This window comes from Streptomyces abyssalis, assembly GCF_001751365.1.
GTDB lineage: Bacteria > Actinomycetota > Actinomycetes > Streptomycetales > Streptomycetaceae > Streptomyces > Streptomyces abyssalis.
The window spans coordinates 1,596,935-1,612,914 of the sequence record NZ_LJGT01000041.1 but is presented as its reverse complement, the minus strand read 5'-3'; the positions used below and the strand labels follow the sequence as shown (position 1 = coordinate 1,612,914).

The window sequence follows — 15,980 nt, the reverse complement described above, 5'->3', positions numbered from 1 at the left end:
TTGTCTAAACCGATTTAAACGGGCAGGGTGCGAGCCCTCCCGGCCGGCGGACCGGACCGGGCACGGGACGAGACGTACGACGAGCCGCGGCGGCAGCCGTCGACGACGACGAGGAGCCGAACCAATGAGCGTGCCGAGCGTGCCCCGCAGAAGACTCCTCGCCCTGGGAGCCGCCGTACCGGCCGCATCGGTGCTGGGCGCCGCACACGCACAGGCGGCGCACGCACGGGCCGTCCCCGCACGCGAGGTGGCCGCGGCCACCGGCCGTACGGGCCGCAGTCACCCTCGGCGCCCGCTGACCGAACTGGCCCATCTCGACTTCCTCTGCGACACGGTGACACCACCGCCGGTCCCCGGGCACGACACGTACAGGCTGCGCGAAGAGCCCGCGCTGGGCACGCTGTGGACCTACGCGGAGCGTGAGCAGGACGGCTCGTACCGGCGAATCGGCGGCGGCGCGCTGGACCCGGAGACCGGTCACTACGAGCAGGGCGCGTTCAACGCCGACGACGTGGCACGCGCAGCCGTCGTCTATCTCAGGCACTGGACCTCCACGGGCTCGGCGCACAGCCGGCGCTCCGCGCGCGAACTGCTGCGCGGCGTCTGCTATTTGCAGACCACCGACGGCCCCCACGCGGGCAACGTCGTCCTGTGGCAGCAGGCCGACGGCACCCTCACCCGCAGCGCCCACCCGCCGGAGAAGCCCGACCCGTCCGACTCCGGCCCGTCCTACTGGCTGGCGCGTCTCATATGGGCGCTCGGCGAGGGCTTCGAGGGCTTCCGGCGTGCCGACCCCGCGTTCGCCTCGTTCCTCCGCGACCGCCTCGAACTCGCCCTGGGGGCACTGGAACGCGACGTCCTCACCCGCTACGGCACCTGGGAGACGGCCGACGGCCGGCGCGTCCCCGGCTGGCTCATCACGCACGGCGCGGACGCCACTTCGGAGGCCGTGCTCGGGCTGGCGGCGTACGTGCGCGCGGGCGGCGGCGCCCGCGCGCGCCGCGCGGCGGCCCGGCTCGCGGAGGGCATCGCAGCGATGGCGTCCGGCGGTCCCGGACGCTGGCCGTACGGTGCCGTGCTGCCCAGCGCCCAGTCCCTCTCCCAGTGGCACGCGTGGGGTGCGCAGATGCCGACCGCTCTCGTCGCCGCCGACGACGTGCTCGGGCGTCCCGCGCTGCTGGCCGCCGCGCTGGCCGACACTGCCGGATTCACGCCCGGACTGCTGACCGCCGGAGGCTGCGACAACGGCTGGCTGCCCGCACCGGTCGACCGCAACCAGATCGCGTACGGCGTGGACTCGCGGCTGCGCGCGCTGCTCGCGGTCGCGGACAGGGGAGGCGCTCCGGGCCTGTACCCGCTGGCCGCGCTCACCGCGTCCTGGTACTTCGGTGCGAACGCGGCAGGCGAGGCGGTCTACGACCCGGACACCGGCGTCACATTCGACGGGATCGCGCCGGACGGTGAGATCAACCGCAACTCCGGAGCCGAATCCACCATCCACGGACTGCTTTCGATGCTCGCGCTCGACGCCCTGCCGGACGGCGGTGCGAGCGCAGCCGCCCGGCCGCCGGGGCGCGGCGGCTCGGGCGGGGTGGGCATGGAGCGGGACGGGCTGCGCGTGCTGGAGGCGGAGGACGGAGAGTTGACGGGCGCGGCGAAGGCGGTGCGCCCCGACAACGCCTGGACCGGGGAGTCGCAGTACGGCGGCGGCGCGTACGCCTCGCTGCGCGAGGACGGTGCGGTCTCCTGGACGCTGCCGGAGGACGCCCGGGGACCGCTGCTCGTCTCGCCGGTCGTCGACCTCGTGGCCGACAGGGACGCGGGAGCGACGGTCTGGCGCGGTGACGGCGGCGCCGGCGCGACCTGGCCCGGCTCCCGCTCCGGCCGCGGCTCCGGCCGCACCTCGCGCATCGACCACGGCACCGGCGGCGAACAGGGCATCACGGCCGCGCCGGGCGCGCTGACGCCCGTGGCGCTTCCGGGTACCTTCGCGCCGGGCGGACGGCTGCGGGCCCGCGCCGACGGCGTCGGTGGGCGGGCGCTGCGGGTGGACGCCGTACTCGTACGGCCCGCGGTGGCACGTCTGGTGCTGTCGGGGCCGGAGGAGAGCCTCGCCCTGCTGCACAACGGCGACGGGCAGCCGCACACGGCCGGGGTGACGCTGCCGGGTCAGGGGCCCGTGACCGTCGAGCTGTACGACGTGCGGGCACGGCCCGCGGGCAGCCGTACGGCCACCGCGCCGGGCGCCCAAGTCACCGTCCCGGCCCACGGTTTCGCCGTCGCGCGGCGTTCCGGGGGATGAGGGGCCGGCGTAGGGGGCTTACGCCTCTCCCGTACGGCGGGCCCGCCGCAGGGCGCGCCGTCCCCGCCACGCACGCGCCGTCAGACAGAGCGCGGAGACGGCGAAGAGCGCCGCTGTGACCAGCAGCCACCGGCCCATGAAGACACCCGGCTCCAGGGCGGTGTAGGAGGCGTAGTGGCCGACCCGGTCGAAAATCAGCGGGTACCAGACGAGGAGCAGCACCAGCGAGACGAAGGCGGGCACGCGCACGTAGTTGATCTGCTCCCGCCAGGCCGCCTCGTCGTGCGTACGGCTCCCGAGCGGGACGCGGGCGCCGGCGGCCCGCAGCGCACGGTCTGCCGCCGAGTACAGCGGCACCAGGACCAGGTCGTGCACCACGGCCCCTCCGACGAACCACAGGACGACGCCGAGGGTGTCCCCGTCCAGCAGCCGGACGCCCGCGTATCCGGTCAGCGCGAACGAGCAGAGCACCAGCAGCAGATGCAGCGGCGAGGCACCGTACCGGTCCCGGAGACGGCCCACGCCGCCGCCCTTCCTCCCACCCGTGCCCTGGCTCCGGCCCTTGCCGATGCGCTTCACGGCCGCGCCCCGAAGGTCAGGTCCGTGACCCACTTCGTGTTGTTCACGCCCGGGTTGGCGGGGACGATGACCCGCGCGGGATAGCCGTGGTCCGGCGACAGATCGGCGCCGTTGACCCGCAGCGCGAGCAGCGAACGCGGGTCGCGGACCTGGTTGTCGCGCAGGCCCGCCGAGCGGAACGAGCCGCTGCGCTGCGCCGATTCGACGAAGACGTCCGGAGGGTCGTCCTCCAGGAACCCGGCCAGCGCCGCGAGCGCCGACAGGCGTACACCGCTCCACCGCTGGTCCTCGGTGGACCAGCCCTCCACACAGGCGATCGGGAGCGCGGCGGTGTGCTGAGGCATGTCCAGCAGTTCCTGCCGTGTGAGCACCTTCTTCGCCCCGTCGCGGCCCCGCACCGTGAGCCGCCACTCCGCTCCGATGTCCGAGGCGCGGATTCCGCGGGCCTCGGCGGTCTTGTTGATCTGGAATCCGTTGGGCCCCGTACCGGGGTCGGTGTACCGGGGCGCGAGCACGGCGGTCTCCCGCAGCGATCCGCCGATGCTCTGACCCGCCGTCACCACGAACAGCACACCCGAGCCCGCAGCCACCATGCCCAGTGCGCCGCGCCTCGACATCGTGGCCGGTGCCGGATGGGGGGTGACCAGGCCCGTCTCGTCGGCCGGTTCGGGCTCGGTGCGCCGGGCCGGGGTACGCAGCTCGCGGCGCAGATCGCGGCTTCGCAGCGCACGCACCATGAGGGGGATGCGGAAGGCGATGTGCACGACGAAGGCGCCGATGAAGACCCACGCGCCGTAGAAGTGGAGGGTGTAGAAGGAGCCGGGGAAGATGTAGTCCAGCTGCACATCCAGCAGGCCGGTCGCGAACTCGAAGATCGCACCGCCCACGAGCAGCAGCAGCGACAGCCGCTCCAGCGCATGGCTCAGCGAGCGCACCGGCGGCCAGGTGAACAGCTTCGGCACGACCGACCACAGCTTCGCCAGCAGCACCGGCACCAGCACCACCCCGAGCGTGACGTGCACTCCCTGGTTGAGGCGGTACAGCCACGGCGGGTCGGTCGGCCAGGGGAAGAGGTAGAAGCCGAGCCAGCCCGCCTCCGGAGTCTTGTCGTTGGGCGGTCCGAGGCCGGGGTTGTAGGCGGCGTACGAGAGCAGTCCCGTCACGAACAGCACGGGGACGCCGACGAGCAGGACGAGTCCGAACACCGAGGTCAGCCACGGGCCGCGGAGCGGGCTGCGCCAGAATCCCGGCCGCGTGGGGCCGGGGGGCGGCCCCACGTCGCGGGCGCGATCCAGGAGCCGGGCGGACTTCCCGCCGCCCGGCTTGGCGCCTCCGCGCGGCTGTTCGGGCGCGCGGCGTGCGCCGTGTCCGGGGCCCGGGCCCGGTCCCGATCCGGGTCCGGCTCCGGGTCGGGGTCCGGGTCCGGTGGACTCACCCTCTGCCGGTGGGCGGGAGTCTCCCGGGTGCTCCTTGGCCTGCATGCCATCCTCCGCGGTGCGTGACGGCCGTGCGGTCCGTCGCACCGACGCTATGCCGCGAGGAGGGCCGCGGCCCGCAGGACGGCAGCCACGTCACCGGACTGTTTGATCCGCCCGGATGCCCGGGAAAGCCACCGCCCGGCGCGGTCTACCCCGGCTGCCACGCCCGTACGAGTTCCTCGGGCCCCCAGCTCACCGCGAGCGGAAGTCCCTCCTCCACCCCGCACCGTGAGACCGCCACCAGCGGTGTGTCCTCGCTCGTGCCCGGAACCGCGGCCACGTCGCGGACGAGCGCGTCGTACTCCCGGCGGGCGAACCTCTGACTCTCGAGCCACTTCACGGACCCGGCGAAGTGCACGTGCGCGGCGACCGGCGCACGGTCCGCCCCGATCAGATCGACCTCGGGGTTGTTCTGCCGGTTCCACCAGCCGCCGACCGCCTCGATCCCGGGCCAGGTGCCGGACAGCAGCCTCAGCAGTGACTCACGGACGAAGGGCTCGATTGCCCTGCCCCGCCATGTCGTCCAGGAGCGCTCGATGCGCTCCAGCGCCAGATCACCACGGCCCCGCTCGATGAGCGGGATGCTGCGTTGCAGGAAGGCAAGCCAGAACCTCAGATAGGGATCGGCCACGCGGTAGCGCTTGTTCTTGCTGTCCGGTTTCGCGGACAGCGGGAGGTCGACGGCCACGATCCGCTTGGCCTGCAGCATGTTCAGCAAGGGAGAGAGCGTGCCGGAGGGAAGCGCGCCGGCGCCTCCGGCCTGTGCGGCGATGGCACCGAAGGTCCGTTCACCGCTTCCGATGGCTTCCAGCACGGCCCGTGAGCGCGAGGCTTCGGGGAACTCCCCCAGGAGCGACAGCTCTCCGGCGGCGAGCAGCGGTGAGAGAGGAGTCGCGACAGCCTGTCTCAGGAAGTCCTCACGGTTCGTCCCGGGCCGCCAGGACTGGACGAGCTCCGGAAAGCCTCCCGTGATCAGCGAAGCGTCCACCGCATCCGCGGCGTCCAGGCCGGTCATGGACTGCACGTCGGCCACGTTCAAGGGCAGGACGGTCATCTTCGCCGCCCTGCCGAAGAAGGGCCGCCCGTAGGACTGCAGGGCCTCCATCACCGACATGTCGCTGCCGACCAGCAGCAGCAGCAGCGGTTTCGCCGACAGATGCCGGTCCCAGACGGTCTGCAGTGCGCCTTCGAACTCCTGGTCCTGCTCGACCAGCCACGGCACCTCGTCGATCACCGCGACGCTGGGCGTATCGTCCGGTGCCGCCACGGCCAGCGCCCGCAGCGCCTGGTTCCAGTCCCCGCCCTGCAAGCCGGCGACCAGCTCCGCGCCCGGAAGGGATGACTGTGCGAGCGCAGAGGTGAAGTCCGCCCGCTCCGCCGCGGGATTGCGCCCACGGGTCGCCTGGAAAACGATGTAGGGCGCACCGGAGCGGTCGCAGAACTCCTGCGCCAGTCTCGACTTCCCCACACGCCGCCGCCCCGTCATGATCACGGCCCTGCCGCGTGTGGCGGCCGTGCCGTCGGCGACCGTTCCGTACTCCCGCGCCAGCAGGTCGAGATCCGCGGCGCGACCCTGGAACTCCATGCGGGGCCTCCGGCTAAAGGTAGATTCAATCTAACGTAGATTAGATCTTACTTTAGCTCGTCTTACGTCGCTGGCGTCTTACTCGCCGACGCCTTCTGGCGACCCCGCGCCTGCGCGCGCACCCCGCACACACAGCAGCCGGCCTGCGCACCCCCGCTGGGGCGCACAGGCCGGCAGTCACCTCACGCAGGGAGAGCCTCCCTGCCGTGCTGACGGTGGGTTCAGATGATGCTCACGCCGTAGGCGGCGAGCGCCTCGGGCACGGGCTGGTAGAAGGTCACGCCGCCGGAGGAGCAGTTGCCGCTGCCGCCGGAGGTCAGACCGAGAGCGGTCTCGCCGGAGAAGAGCGCGCCGCCGCTGTCGCCGGGCTCGGCGCAGACGTCGGTCTGGATCATGCCTTCGACGATGCCGTCGGGGCCGTAGTCGACGGTGGCGTTCAGCCCCGTCACGCTGCCGCCGTGCAGCCCCGTGGTGCTGCCACTGCGCTGCACGGACTGCCCGACGGAGGCGTCACCGGCACCGGTGATCTCCTGGAACGAGCCGTTGTAGAGGGAGACACGTCCGTCGGCGGCACCCGGGTCGGAGTGCTGGATCAGGCCGTAGTCGTTACCGGGGAAGCTGCTGCCGACAGTGGTGCCGATGGACCAGGAGCTGCCGATGTTGGTGCAGTGGCCGGCGGTCAGGGCGAACTTGGTGCCGGCACCGTCCTGCACGTTGAAGCCGAGCGAGCAACGGGCGCCGCCCGTCGTGATGGCCTCGCCGCCGGCGATGTACTTCTCGAACTTGCCGTCGGTGCGGTTGATCTCGAGGGCACCGGCGTTGCGGCCGGCCTCCTTCTTGATCTTCGCGAGGTCCGCCTTGGAGACCGTGCTGTCGACCGTGACGACGACCTTGTCGGCCTTCTTGTCGGTGTACCAGGCGGCGCCGCCGACGTGCGCGCTGCGCAGCGCGTCGGACGCGTCGCTCAGCGCCGCGGCGCTGAACTTCGTGGGAGCGGGCTCGGCCGCCGTGGCGCCGCTCGCCGGGAGGGCGATCGCGGCCGCGGTGGCGAGACCGGACGTTACTGCTATGAGGCGCACGCGTCTCGCAAGGGTGCGATGGGGGGTGGTTCGCGTGATTCTCACTGAAATTTCCTCCAGTTTGGAGAACGGGGGGCCCTTGGGGTGGTGGGCCCGTTGGGCGCAGCCGGACACCCACGACGGGCCTACCCGCCGTGTCCCTGACAAGCGCTGAGGCGAATATTTGCCGAGCCCTCCGGCCCACGCAAGATGCTGCTTCAAAGTTGAAAAAGTGAAAGATCCTCGGCGAGACGAAATGTCACTTTGATCCATCCCATAAGGGGAGAAGCGGACGCCTGAGAAGAGTGTGTGCCCTCACCAACTACCTCGCATCCGTGGCTGCCTGGGCACTGCGCGCGATGCCCCGGCTCAACACGCGTCGGACGGCGGGCAGTTGACGGGCCCCACCGAGGCCGCCGGCCGTCGCCGGCTCAGGTGCGGCTGAGGCGGGTGAGGAGACCTCGGTGGCCCCATCCTGTGCGGCGCAGGCCTGACCAGACGTACCAGGCAGCGATGGCGACGGCGAGCGCCGTGGCGCCGGGCGCGGACGGGACGGCGCTGATCAGGCCGATCCCGGCCACTACGGCCACGAGGCCGTCGAACTGCCACGCCACGATGCGCAGTCCGGAGAGGTCGCCGAGCGGTGAAGCGATGGGCATGAGCAGTTCGAGCGGCAGGTCCAGTTTCATCTCACGCAGGAACCTGGCTGCGAGCACCAACACCAGCGATCCCGCGAGGAGCAGGAGCGTGCCGGCCGCGGATTCGCCGTGAAGCGGCCACCACGGCGTGGTGAGCGCGAGACCGCTTCCGGCGCACGTGCCGGCGGTGACGGCGAGTACGGGCCACGCCAGCGTACGGGCGAGCACCCCGCCCCACCGCTCGCCGTACAGCGGGGGCAGAGTCAACTCGTCGCGCAGACCGCGCCAGGTCTCACTCACCCACCCGGACCCCAGGTACACACAGACCGACCCGGCCATCCACGACACCAAAGCCGGCCGGCCCTCCTGGGCGGCCGCCCCGAGCGTCAGCACGGCGCCGCCGGCGAGCAGAAGCACCACGGCCGCGGCGGCGCGACCGGGAGTGCGGAGCGCTCGGATCGCGCCTTGTGTGAGATGTCCGCGGAGGGTGCCGTCCGTGCGGATCAGGGCCGAGGTGTACCGGCGGGGCTCGGGCCGGTAGAGGTCGAGCGCGTGGTGGAGCGTACCGGTCAACGCATACGTCTGCGCCTGGGAGGCGCGCGCCGACTCGCGTGCGAGTCTGGCGAGGTCGATGGCCGGGATCGACCGGAAGGCCGTCCGCCCGATCACGGCGGCCCCGGCCGCCAGCACGCCGGCGACGAGCCACAGCCCGCCCCCGCCGCCCGGGGCGACTCGGCCGATCACGGTCACGGCGAGCGCCACGGCACCCGCGGCGGAGGCCAGCAGCACATTGCCCGGCACCGCTCGGACCTGACCCCACAGCCAGGCCACCGCCGCGAGTGCGCTGAGCCCCGCCGCTGCCGCGAGACCCTGCAACGCCAGGCCGAGTTCGCGGTACAGGTCGGTCGTCAGGTACGTCGCGGTGCACGCCGACAGCAGTACGGCCGTGCTCACGTACGCCAGCCGGCGCCGGGCGATCGTGCCGAGGTAGGACGCCGGAGGGATGTCGGTGGACGTGAACACGTGCAGCAGGAAGGGCTGGATCACCAGCGGCCCCCAGAACCGGCCGGCGAGCTGGGCACCCCAGCACACCGTCACCGCGATCGCCCAGGCGGCGGGTGCCGCCCCGGCGGGAGATCCCACGGCGATCAGCGCCGGCGACGTACTGGCGGTGTAGACGACCGGTACCAGATAGATGAGGACGAACAGAGCGATGAGATAGACGGTGTACGCGCGGCCCCGCACCGTGGCCCGGTCGCCGCGGCGCGCGTACCGGTGCCATACGGCGCTGACGCGGATTCCGTCATCGGTCTCCGGCACCGTGATGCTGTCCGCCGTCATCCCAACTCCACGCGGCCGTCGCACGCTTCCACCAGAGCGGCCTCGTGGGTGGCGATCAGGAACGCCGTACCCTCCCTCGCCCGCTCGGTGAGCAGGCCGGCCACCAGATCGATCCGGTGATCGTCGAGGTGCCGCTCGGGTTCGTCGAGCAGGACGACACCGGCAGGACGCACGAACGTCAGTGCGAGGCTGAAGAGTTGCGCCTGCCCGGACGAGACCTGATGGGGAAAGCGTTCACCCAGCGAGGCCAGCCCCAGCTGCTCGATGATCCGGCCCGCGTGCTCGGCTGCTTCAGGTGCGTTGCCATACCAGGAAGCGGCGACCAGCGTCACCTGCTCCCGCAGCGTCATGTCCCGGGCGACGGGGATCGGTTCGACGAGCGAAGCCACCAGACGCCGGTGGGCGGGCTTCGCCATGTCGACCGGTTCGCCTCCCACCGAGCACGAACCGTCCGTCAGGCTCCGGCTGCCGAGGAAGGCACGCAGGAGGGTGGTCTTCCCCGAACCGTTGCTGCCGGTGACACCCCACAACTCGCCCGGCATCACCGTGAACGTCGTGGCCGCGAGCAGCGTGGTCTCGCCGAGCGTGACCGTCGCGCGGTCTGCCGCAATCACAGGAACTCCGCTCACTTCCGCTCCAGAACCACAAGCATCTCCCGCGAGCTTGTGCCGTAGTCCTCGCCCGCGTACGTCCCGTTGACGCCCACCACCTCCAAGCCGGTCAGCCGCGTCATCAGCCGGATCTCCGGCAGCGTCGCCCAGGTGGCTGTCTCGTGAAACGCGGTCAGTGTCGCCGCACCCTGGACCAGGAAGGTACGTGCCGCCGCGCCCGTGCCTCCAGGCGCACGGCAGGAAGCCGGTCAACCACCGCGCTGCCGCCTCTCGATCCGGGCCTGCTCGACGAGCTCGGGATAGGTGTCGGCGTCCTCCAGATCCGACTCGTGGAGCAGGAGCGCGGACCACGGGATCGGGCACGGCGGCGCGTGTTCGGGGTCAGGGCAGAGCAGCCTGGTGATCTGTTCCTTGATCTGCTCTGCCTGCGCATGCGTGGCGTACACGCCCAGCCGCAGCTCCCACACACCTGCCTGGTCGGTCACGGCTGATCACCGGCTTCCTCGAACTCGACGCACGCCACGGCCACTTCGGCCCGTGAGCAGGACGCTGTCAGTAGCCGGAGGGCGGATCAAGGTCACACGGCCGGAATGGGGGCGATATGCGGGTCGCCCTAGGTGTGCCGTTCGGAGCCCGGCGACGCGGTGGTTGAAGTCCCGCCCTGGAAGCGGCCGAGGCGGCAGTCCGCCAGCACCGGCTCCACGGTGCCGTCGACCAGCTCCCGCGCGACCAGGCGGCCCACGGCCGGGGCGAGCGTGACCGCAGCGTGCAGCACCGCCACGTAGAGGCCGGGCACCTCGACGACCGGGCCTACGATCGGCTCGCCGTCGGCCGGCATGGGGCGTACGCCGACCCGGGTGCTGAGCAGTTCGACGTCCGCGGCGCCGCGGAAGGTGGACCGGACGGCGGCGAGAGTCCGTACGGGCGAGTCCGCGGCGGCGAGCAGCTCATCCCCGGCGACCTGCCGGAGGTCGAAGTCCCGGTTGTTGACCACGGTGCGGACCAGTCCGGCCGGAGCGCTGAACCGGAAGAGCGTCGCCGGCGACGGGCCGACCGGGACGCGTACGCCGAGCGACGCGCCCAGCGCGGCCGTCGCCACCCCGGCCGCGAGCACCACGGTCGCAGCGGAGAGGGACCCTTCGGCCGTCTCGACCCCGGCGACCCGGCCCGCGGCGTCCCGGCTGACCGAGGTGACCTGGGTGTCCGGGCGGACCCGGGCGCCGTGGGCGCGGGCACCCGCGACCAGGTGCTCGGTCGCGCCCACCGGGTCGACGGCGGCGTCACCGGGTGCCCAGACGGCCCACTCCGGGGGCTGCCGCAGGGCGGGTTCGAGCGTCGCCACGGTGGCCGCGTCCACGATCTCCTGCCCGGGCCCCGCCTCCGGCTGCGCGTCCGCCGCACCCCAGGACAGAGAGCCGGACCAGGTCACCGGGAGTCCCGGCAGTTCGGCCTCGACCCGGCGGTACTCCTGCGTGGCGGTCGCCCGCAGCGCGGCGGCCGGACCGGTGCGTACGCCGGGCCCTCCGATCCAGGCGAACGAGTCCGCCGTCACGCCGCCGCCCGGCCGCCCCGCGTCGACGAGAGTCACGGCGGCACCGGCCCGGGCGGCGTGATAGGCCACGGAGGCGCCGAGGATGCCGCCGCCGACGACGACCAGGTCGCTGCTCACCGCCCGCTCAGCTCTCCGCCGGTGCCCGGCCGGGCAGGTCCGTCACGATGCGTCGCACGCTCATCCGCAGCACTGTGCCGCAGGGTGCCCGCGGCGACAAGCGACATTCGCGCTTGGGGGCCACGCGGCATACCGCTCCGCCTTAAGGGTGCGGGCGACCTGCGGGCGGCATGAGAAGGGAACGACGCTTCGCCGCCACGGCTTCCGGATCGGCCGGACCGTGAGCCTCGTCGAAGTCGGTGACGAGCTCATCCAGCTCACCGCCGGTCCCCGCCGTCACCGGGGTCCGGAAGGAGCCGCTGCCTGGTCCGGGCGGGCACGGGGTGGGGCCGGAGCGGTCGGCACTTCGGCCCAGACCGTCTTACCCGGGTGCGTCGGCCCCGCGGTGGTCACGGCCCAGCGCTCCGCGAGCTGCGAGACGAGCAGCAGACCGCGACCGCTCTCCGCGTCCGGCCCGGTCACCCTGCACGCCGGCCGCAACTCGCCCCGTGTGTCCGTGACTTCGATACGCAGCACATCGGGCGCCGCCGTCAGGGCGAGCCGGAAGTCGCGCCCGGGGACGTGCCCGTGCCGTACGGCGTTGGCGGCGAGCTCGCCGGCGATGAGGGTCATGGTCTCGTTGGTCTCCGATCCGTACGGATGGCCCCAGTCGGCCAGCCGCCGCGCGACAAGACGCCGCGCGAGACGGGCTCCGCGCGGAGTGGACGTGAACCGCATGGCGAACCTGGGAGCGGCCACGGTGACGGACTGTGCAAGCTGAGGCTCAACCTCCGTGCCGACGGCGGGACTTGCTTCGTGAAATTCATCGGACATGCCTCCGAGCCTGTCCGCCCGCACCTACTGTGACCAGCAGATCACGGGGTACGGAGACCGGCTGTACCGGTGCGGCGCGCGCACTGACCGGTCTGACCGTCGTTACCCGCCGTGAGGGCCACGAGGCGGTGCGGAGGTACGGAATATGACCACCCAGGGAGCGGACGGTGAGGGCTCGGGCGCCTTCCTCAAGTGCTTCGGCAGACAGCTCAAACTCCTGCGGGAGCGCGCCGAGTTGACCCAGGCGGAGCTCGGCTCGCGCATCGGGTACGGCGCGGACCACGTCGCCTCGGTGGAGCGGGGACGCCGCATCCCGAAGCCGGAGATGATCGACGCGGCGGACCGCGTGCTGGAGGCGGGCGGCCTCCTCAGCGCGATGAAGGAGGAGGTCGCGCGGGCGCGCTACCCGGCGTTCTTCCGCGACGCGGCGCGGCTGGAGGCGGAGGCGGTGGAGCTGCACGTTTACGACACCCACATCATCAACGGGCTCTTGCAGACCGAGGATTACGCCCGCGCGGTCTTCAGCATGCGCCGCCCGCTGCTCGACGAGGACACCGTCGAGCAAAGGCTCGCGGCCCGTATGGCGCGCCAGGAGATTTTCGAGCGGCGCCCTGCGCCCACGCTGAGCTTCGTCATCGAGGAGCCGGTTCTCCGGCGGCCGCTCGGCGGAAGTCCCGTACTACGCGGCCAGTTGGAGCACTTGCTCCTCGTCGGCGCGAAGCGCAATGTGGAAATCCAGGTCATGCCGTGCGGCAGGGAGGACCACGCAGGTCTGGGCGGCCCCTTCAAACTGCTCAGCCCTAAGGGAGGCGAGCAGGTCGCCTACATGGAGGCGCAAGGCCGCAGCACAACTGCCTCGGCCCGAGAGGAAGTCCGCTCGATCGCCGCCCGGCATGGAATCATCCGTGCGCAAGCACTCACTCCACGTGAGTCACTGGCCTTCATCGAGAAGCGACTAGGGGAACTGTGAGCACTGACGAGTTCACGACTGGTGAGTTGAGCTGGTTCAAGAGCAGCTACAGCGACGGGGAGGGCGGCGACTGCCTCGAAATCGCCGCATGCCCAGGGACCGTCCACGTACGGGACTCGAAGGTCACCTTCGGGCCCACGCTCTCCTTCGGTGCCGATGCCTGGTCGTCGTTCGTGGAGTTCGCGGTCTGACGCGTGCCGCCGCGAGCCCTCACAGGAAACGGCGGATCGGGCGGACCGAAGTCTCAAGTGCGCGCTGTGCGAAGGCCCTTCGCTCCCACCGTACGGGATCGACCACACGGCTCACCTGCATGTCCTCGGCGAACTGACGGTCGAGGGTGGCGGTGAAGTCCTCGTCCAGCACCGTGAGCATCACCTCCTCGTCGTGGTCCAGAGAGCGGCGGTTGAAGTTGGTCGAGCCGATCAGGGCGGCCACCCCGTCGATCGTCATGATCTTGGCGTGGAACATGGTCGGCTGGTACTCGCGGATCTCGACTCCGGCGTCCAGGAGCGCGGAGTAGTGCCGTTGTCCCGCGATCCGGCACACACGTTTGTCGGTGCAGCGCCCCGGCGCCAGCACCTCCACCGTCACGCCCCGACGAGCCGCGCGGCACAGAAGACCGATGAAGTGCTCGTCCGGTGCGAAGTAGGCGGTGGCGAGGCGGACATGCTCCTGAGCCGTCTCAAGGACCACATGAATCAGCGTCTGCATGTCCTGCCAGCCGAAACTGGCGGAACCGCGGGTCACCTGCACCACTGACGACCCGTGAACGTCGTGCTCGATGAAACGATCGCTGTCGTCGAAGAGTTCGTGATGCGTTTCGGCCCAGTTCTGGGCGAAAGCCGCCGCGATGCCGTCGACTGCCGGGCCCCGCACCTCTATATGAGTGTCCCGCCACTCGTTCTCGTTGCGGGCGTTGCCGGACCACTCCTCGGCGATGCCGACACCGCCGGTGAAGGCCACCCGTTCGTCGACCACCAGAGCCTTGCGGTGACAGCGGTGGTTCTGCTTGAACGGGGAGATCCACAGCGGCTTGCGGAACCAGACGACTCGGACGCCGGCGTCGGCCATGTCGTCGAGCAGGTCCTGCTCTATGAGGCGGCTGCCGAACCCGTCGAGCAGCAGCCGTACTCGTACGCCCTCCCGGGCACGGGCGGCGAGCGCGCCCGCGAACTCGCGGGCGATATCGCCCCGCCAGTAGACGAACGTCATCATGTCGATGGTGTATCGAGCGGCGCGGATGGCTTTCAGCATCGCCGGGAATATCTCGTCGCCGTTGCGCAGCACACGGAGATCGTTGCCTTCGGTGGCGGCGATTCCGATCAGTTTCTCCAGGCGCCTCCTGAGCCATTGCTTGCGTGTTGCGGTATTCGTCGGTCCGGGGACGGAAGTCAGGGAAGGACTGGCATCGGTCGTATTCATGCGGCGCAGGTTACGCGAGGTAGCCGAAATCCTCCATTCCCCTCCTGACAGCGGTCCGGTGTCACAGAGACGTCGGTCACAACGACGTTATGGATCAGCACTGTGGGGAACCCACGGTCCGCCGGCAACACCTGTAGGGAGAGAAATTTGTCCGAGACAGCGGCGCCACCACATCAAAGGCAGGCGGCGGACCAGGGCTTGGGGGCACGGACCAGGCAATGGCTCAGCCGCGCGGCCGCTTCCGACGGGCACGAGCGGCACACCGTCGCACTGATCGCCAAATGCGCACTGGCAGCCACGATTTCATGGGTGATCGCTCATGACCATATCGGCGCGCGGTCCCCGGCATTCGCGCCGTTCTCAGCCGTCGTCATCATGCAGGTCACCGTTTATCAATCCGTGGTTCAGGCTCTGCGCTATGTCGGGGCCGTGTCCACTGGCGTGGCTCTGCAGGGAGCGCTCGGTTTCCTGGCGGGCCCGGAACTCCTGACGTTCGTGCTGGTGTCGTTGGTCGCCTTGGCAATAGGCCGGTGGCGGCACCTGGGCTCTCAGGGCTCTCAGGTCACGACGGCGGCCTTCTTCGCCTTCTCCACCTATGTGTCGGCTTCCGGAAACACCGAACGCGTCAGCCAGCTGGGCCAGATCGTCCTGCTCGTCCTGATCGGATGCGCGGTCGGCGTCCTGGTGAATGTGACGGTTCTCCCGCCCATGCGGTACCGCAGCGCCGAGCACGGAATCCACACGCTTGCGCACTCGCTCTGCAACCTCGTCGGCGACATCTATCCGGCTCTCAGGGAACGGAAGATGGACGGGGAGCGCACACGCCATTGGCGCCGGCGTGCGGAGGATCTGCCCGGGCTCGTGCGCCAGGCGCAGTCGTCGGTGCAGGAAGCCCAGGAGAGCGCGCATTACAACCCGCGCCGGCTGCTGCGCCGCCATGGGAGCCACACCAGCTTCTCCGGCTACAAGGAGGTGGTGGACGCCCTCGGGCGCGTCACGCATCAGGTGGGTTCCCTGGTCCGCAGCCTGGATCAGTGGCACGACGGGAGAGCGGACGGGGAGACCTACGACGACTTCCTCCAGCACTACGGTGACTTTCTCTCGTCGCTGGCTCACATCACCGACTTGTTCAGCCGGATCGATGAGGATCACCTGCTGGAGCAGGCGCGCGAGTTGTGCTCGGCCGCGGCGGAGTCACAGGAGCAGCGCTCCCGTCTCGTCGATGAGGCAGAGGCATGCGAACTTCCGGTCAGCGACCTGACACAGCCGTACGGAATTCTGCTTGTGGAGGCCACCCGGGTCATGGACGAATTCCAGTACACATGCGATGTGCTGCAGCAGAGCGTGGACGCCGGAAAGACATCGGGATGCCCCTGAGGAACGGTCGCGCGCTAGGGAAGTGAGTGAGGGAAGCACACGAACATGAATGGCGGGAGCGGCCCCCTCGGACGCTCCCGCCATTCATGCCGCATTCATTCTTCTCGGCCTGCCACCGATACCACCTGCCCCGGCTG

14 protein-coding genes are annotated in these 15,980 nt (G+C 70.8%); 4 read left to right on the top strand and 10 right to left on the bottom strand.

Annotated features, from left to right (window positions below):
- Positions 1–124 precede the first annotated feature (124 nt).
- Positions 125–2,302 carry a hypothetical protein gene (locus AN215_RS29990; protein ID WP_070031264.1) on the top strand — a complete coding sequence of 726 codons (2,178 nt, stop codon included), beginning with the start codon at positions 125–127 and terminating at the stop codon, positions 2,300–2,302.
- 18 nt (positions 2,303–2,320) lie between these two features.
- Here AN215_RS29990 and AN215_RS27695 read toward each other — a convergent pair whose 3' ends face one another.
- From AN215_RS27695 to AN215_RS27655, 9 genes are all read right to left on the bottom strand, one after another.
- Positions 2,321–2,824 carry a hypothetical protein gene (locus tag AN215_RS27695; protein WP_070011274.1) on the bottom strand — a complete coding sequence of 168 codons (504 nt, stop codon included), beginning with the start codon at positions 2,822–2,824 and terminating at the stop codon, positions 2,321–2,323.
- A gap of 53 nt (positions 2,825–2,877) precedes the next feature.
- Entirely contained in the window at positions 2,878–4,176 is a 1,299-nt protein-coding gene (locus tag AN215_RS27690) for a molybdopterin-dependent oxidoreductase (protein WP_245694776.1), read from the bottom strand.
- 331 nt (positions 4,177–4,507) lie between these two features.
- Positions 4,508–5,944, bottom strand: coding sequence for an ATP-binding protein (locus AN215_RS27685; RefSeq protein ID WP_070010480.1), 1,437 nt, complete (start codon positions 5,942–5,944; stop codon positions 4,508–4,510).
- A 221-nt stretch (positions 5,945–6,165) separates the two neighbouring features.
- Positions 6,166–7,068 carry a S1 family peptidase gene (locus AN215_RS27680; RefSeq protein ID WP_070010481.1) on the bottom strand — a complete coding sequence of 301 codons (903 nt, stop codon included), beginning with the start codon at positions 7,066–7,068 and terminating at the stop codon, positions 6,166–6,168.
- Positions 7,069–7,433: 365 nt separating this feature from the next.
- Positions 7,434–8,981 carry a hypothetical protein gene (locus AN215_RS27675; protein ID WP_070010482.1) on the bottom strand — a complete coding sequence of 516 codons (1,548 nt, stop codon included), beginning with the start codon at positions 8,979–8,981 and terminating at the stop codon, positions 7,434–7,436.
- Positions 8,978–9,595, bottom strand: a complete 618-nt coding sequence (locus tag AN215_RS27670; RefSeq protein ID WP_245694742.1) for an ABC transporter ATP-binding protein — start codon at positions 9,593–9,595, stop codon at positions 8,978–8,980. The genes AN215_RS27675 and AN215_RS27670 overlap by 4 nt, the downstream gene beginning before the upstream one ends.
- A 245-nt stretch (positions 9,596–9,840) precedes the next feature.
- Positions 9,841–10,077 carry a hypothetical protein gene (locus AN215_RS27665; protein ID WP_070010484.1) on the bottom strand — a complete coding sequence of 79 codons (237 nt, stop codon included), beginning with the start codon at positions 10,075–10,077 and terminating at the stop codon, positions 9,841–9,843.
- 128 nt (positions 10,078–10,205) lie between these two features.
- Positions 10,206–11,261, bottom strand: coding sequence for an NAD(P)/FAD-dependent oxidoreductase (locus AN215_RS27660; RefSeq protein ID WP_070010485.1), 1,056 nt, complete (start codon positions 11,259–11,261; stop codon positions 10,206–10,208).
- Between the two features lie 276 nt (positions 11,262–11,537).
- Positions 11,538–11,999 carry an ATP-binding protein gene (locus AN215_RS27655; protein ID WP_338057944.1) on the bottom strand — a complete coding sequence of 154 codons (462 nt, stop codon included), beginning with the start codon at positions 11,997–11,999 and terminating at the stop codon, positions 11,538–11,540.
- 220 nt (positions 12,000–12,219) lie between these two features.
- On the opposite strand from AN215_RS27655, the gene AN215_RS27650 reads away from it, so the two are divergent.
- Both AN215_RS27650 and AN215_RS27645 read left to right on the top strand, forming a co-directional pair.
- The gene (locus AN215_RS27650; protein WP_070010486.1) at positions 12,220–13,044 is read left to right on the top strand and encodes a helix-turn-helix domain-containing protein; all 825 of its coding nucleotides are present in this window, start codon (positions 12,220–12,222) and stop codon (positions 13,042–13,044) included.
- Positions 13,041–13,235, top strand: coding sequence for a DUF397 domain-containing protein (locus AN215_RS27645; RefSeq protein ID WP_070010487.1), 195 nt, complete (start codon positions 13,041–13,043; stop codon positions 13,233–13,235). Before AN215_RS27650 ends, AN215_RS27645 begins: the two co-directional genes overlap by 4 nt.
- 19 nt (positions 13,236–13,254) lie before the next feature.
- Here the strand turns inward: AN215_RS27645 and AN215_RS27640 are convergent, their stop codons facing one another.
- Positions 13,255–14,466 carry a phospholipase D-like domain-containing protein gene (locus AN215_RS27640; protein WP_070010488.1) on the bottom strand — a complete coding sequence of 404 codons (1,212 nt, stop codon included), beginning with the start codon at positions 14,464–14,466 and terminating at the stop codon, positions 13,255–13,257.
- A 147-nt stretch (positions 14,467–14,613) separates the two neighbouring features.
- Here AN215_RS27640 and AN215_RS27635 point away from each other — a divergent pair, with 147 nt between their 5' ends.
- Positions 14,614–15,843, top strand: coding sequence for an FUSC family protein (locus tag AN215_RS27635; protein WP_079123460.1), 1,230 nt, complete (start codon positions 14,614–14,616; stop codon positions 15,841–15,843).
- Positions 15,844–15,980 lie beyond the last annotated feature (137 nt).

Excerpts from the sequence above, each read along its gene's own strand:
- AN215_RS29990 (WP_070031264.1), top strand. The coding sequence starts at position 125 with ATGAGCGTGCCGAGCGTGCCCCGCAGAAGACTCCTCGCCCTGGGAGCC.
- AN215_RS27685 (WP_070010480.1), bottom strand. The coding sequence starts at position 5,944 with ATGGAGTTCCAGGGTCGCGCCGCGGATCTCGACCTGCTGGCGCGGGAG.
- AN215_RS27675 (WP_070010482.1), bottom strand. The coding sequence starts at position 8,981 with ATGACGGCGGACAGCATCACGGTGCCGGAGACCGATGACGGAATCCGC.
- AN215_RS27650 (WP_070010486.1), top strand. The coding sequence starts at position 12,220 with ATGACCACCCAGGGAGCGGACGGTGAGGGCTCGGGCGCCTTCCTCAAG.
- AN215_RS27640 (WP_070010488.1), bottom strand. The coding sequence starts at position 14,466 with ATGAATACGACCGATGCCAGTCCTTCCCTGACTTCCGTCCCCGGACCG.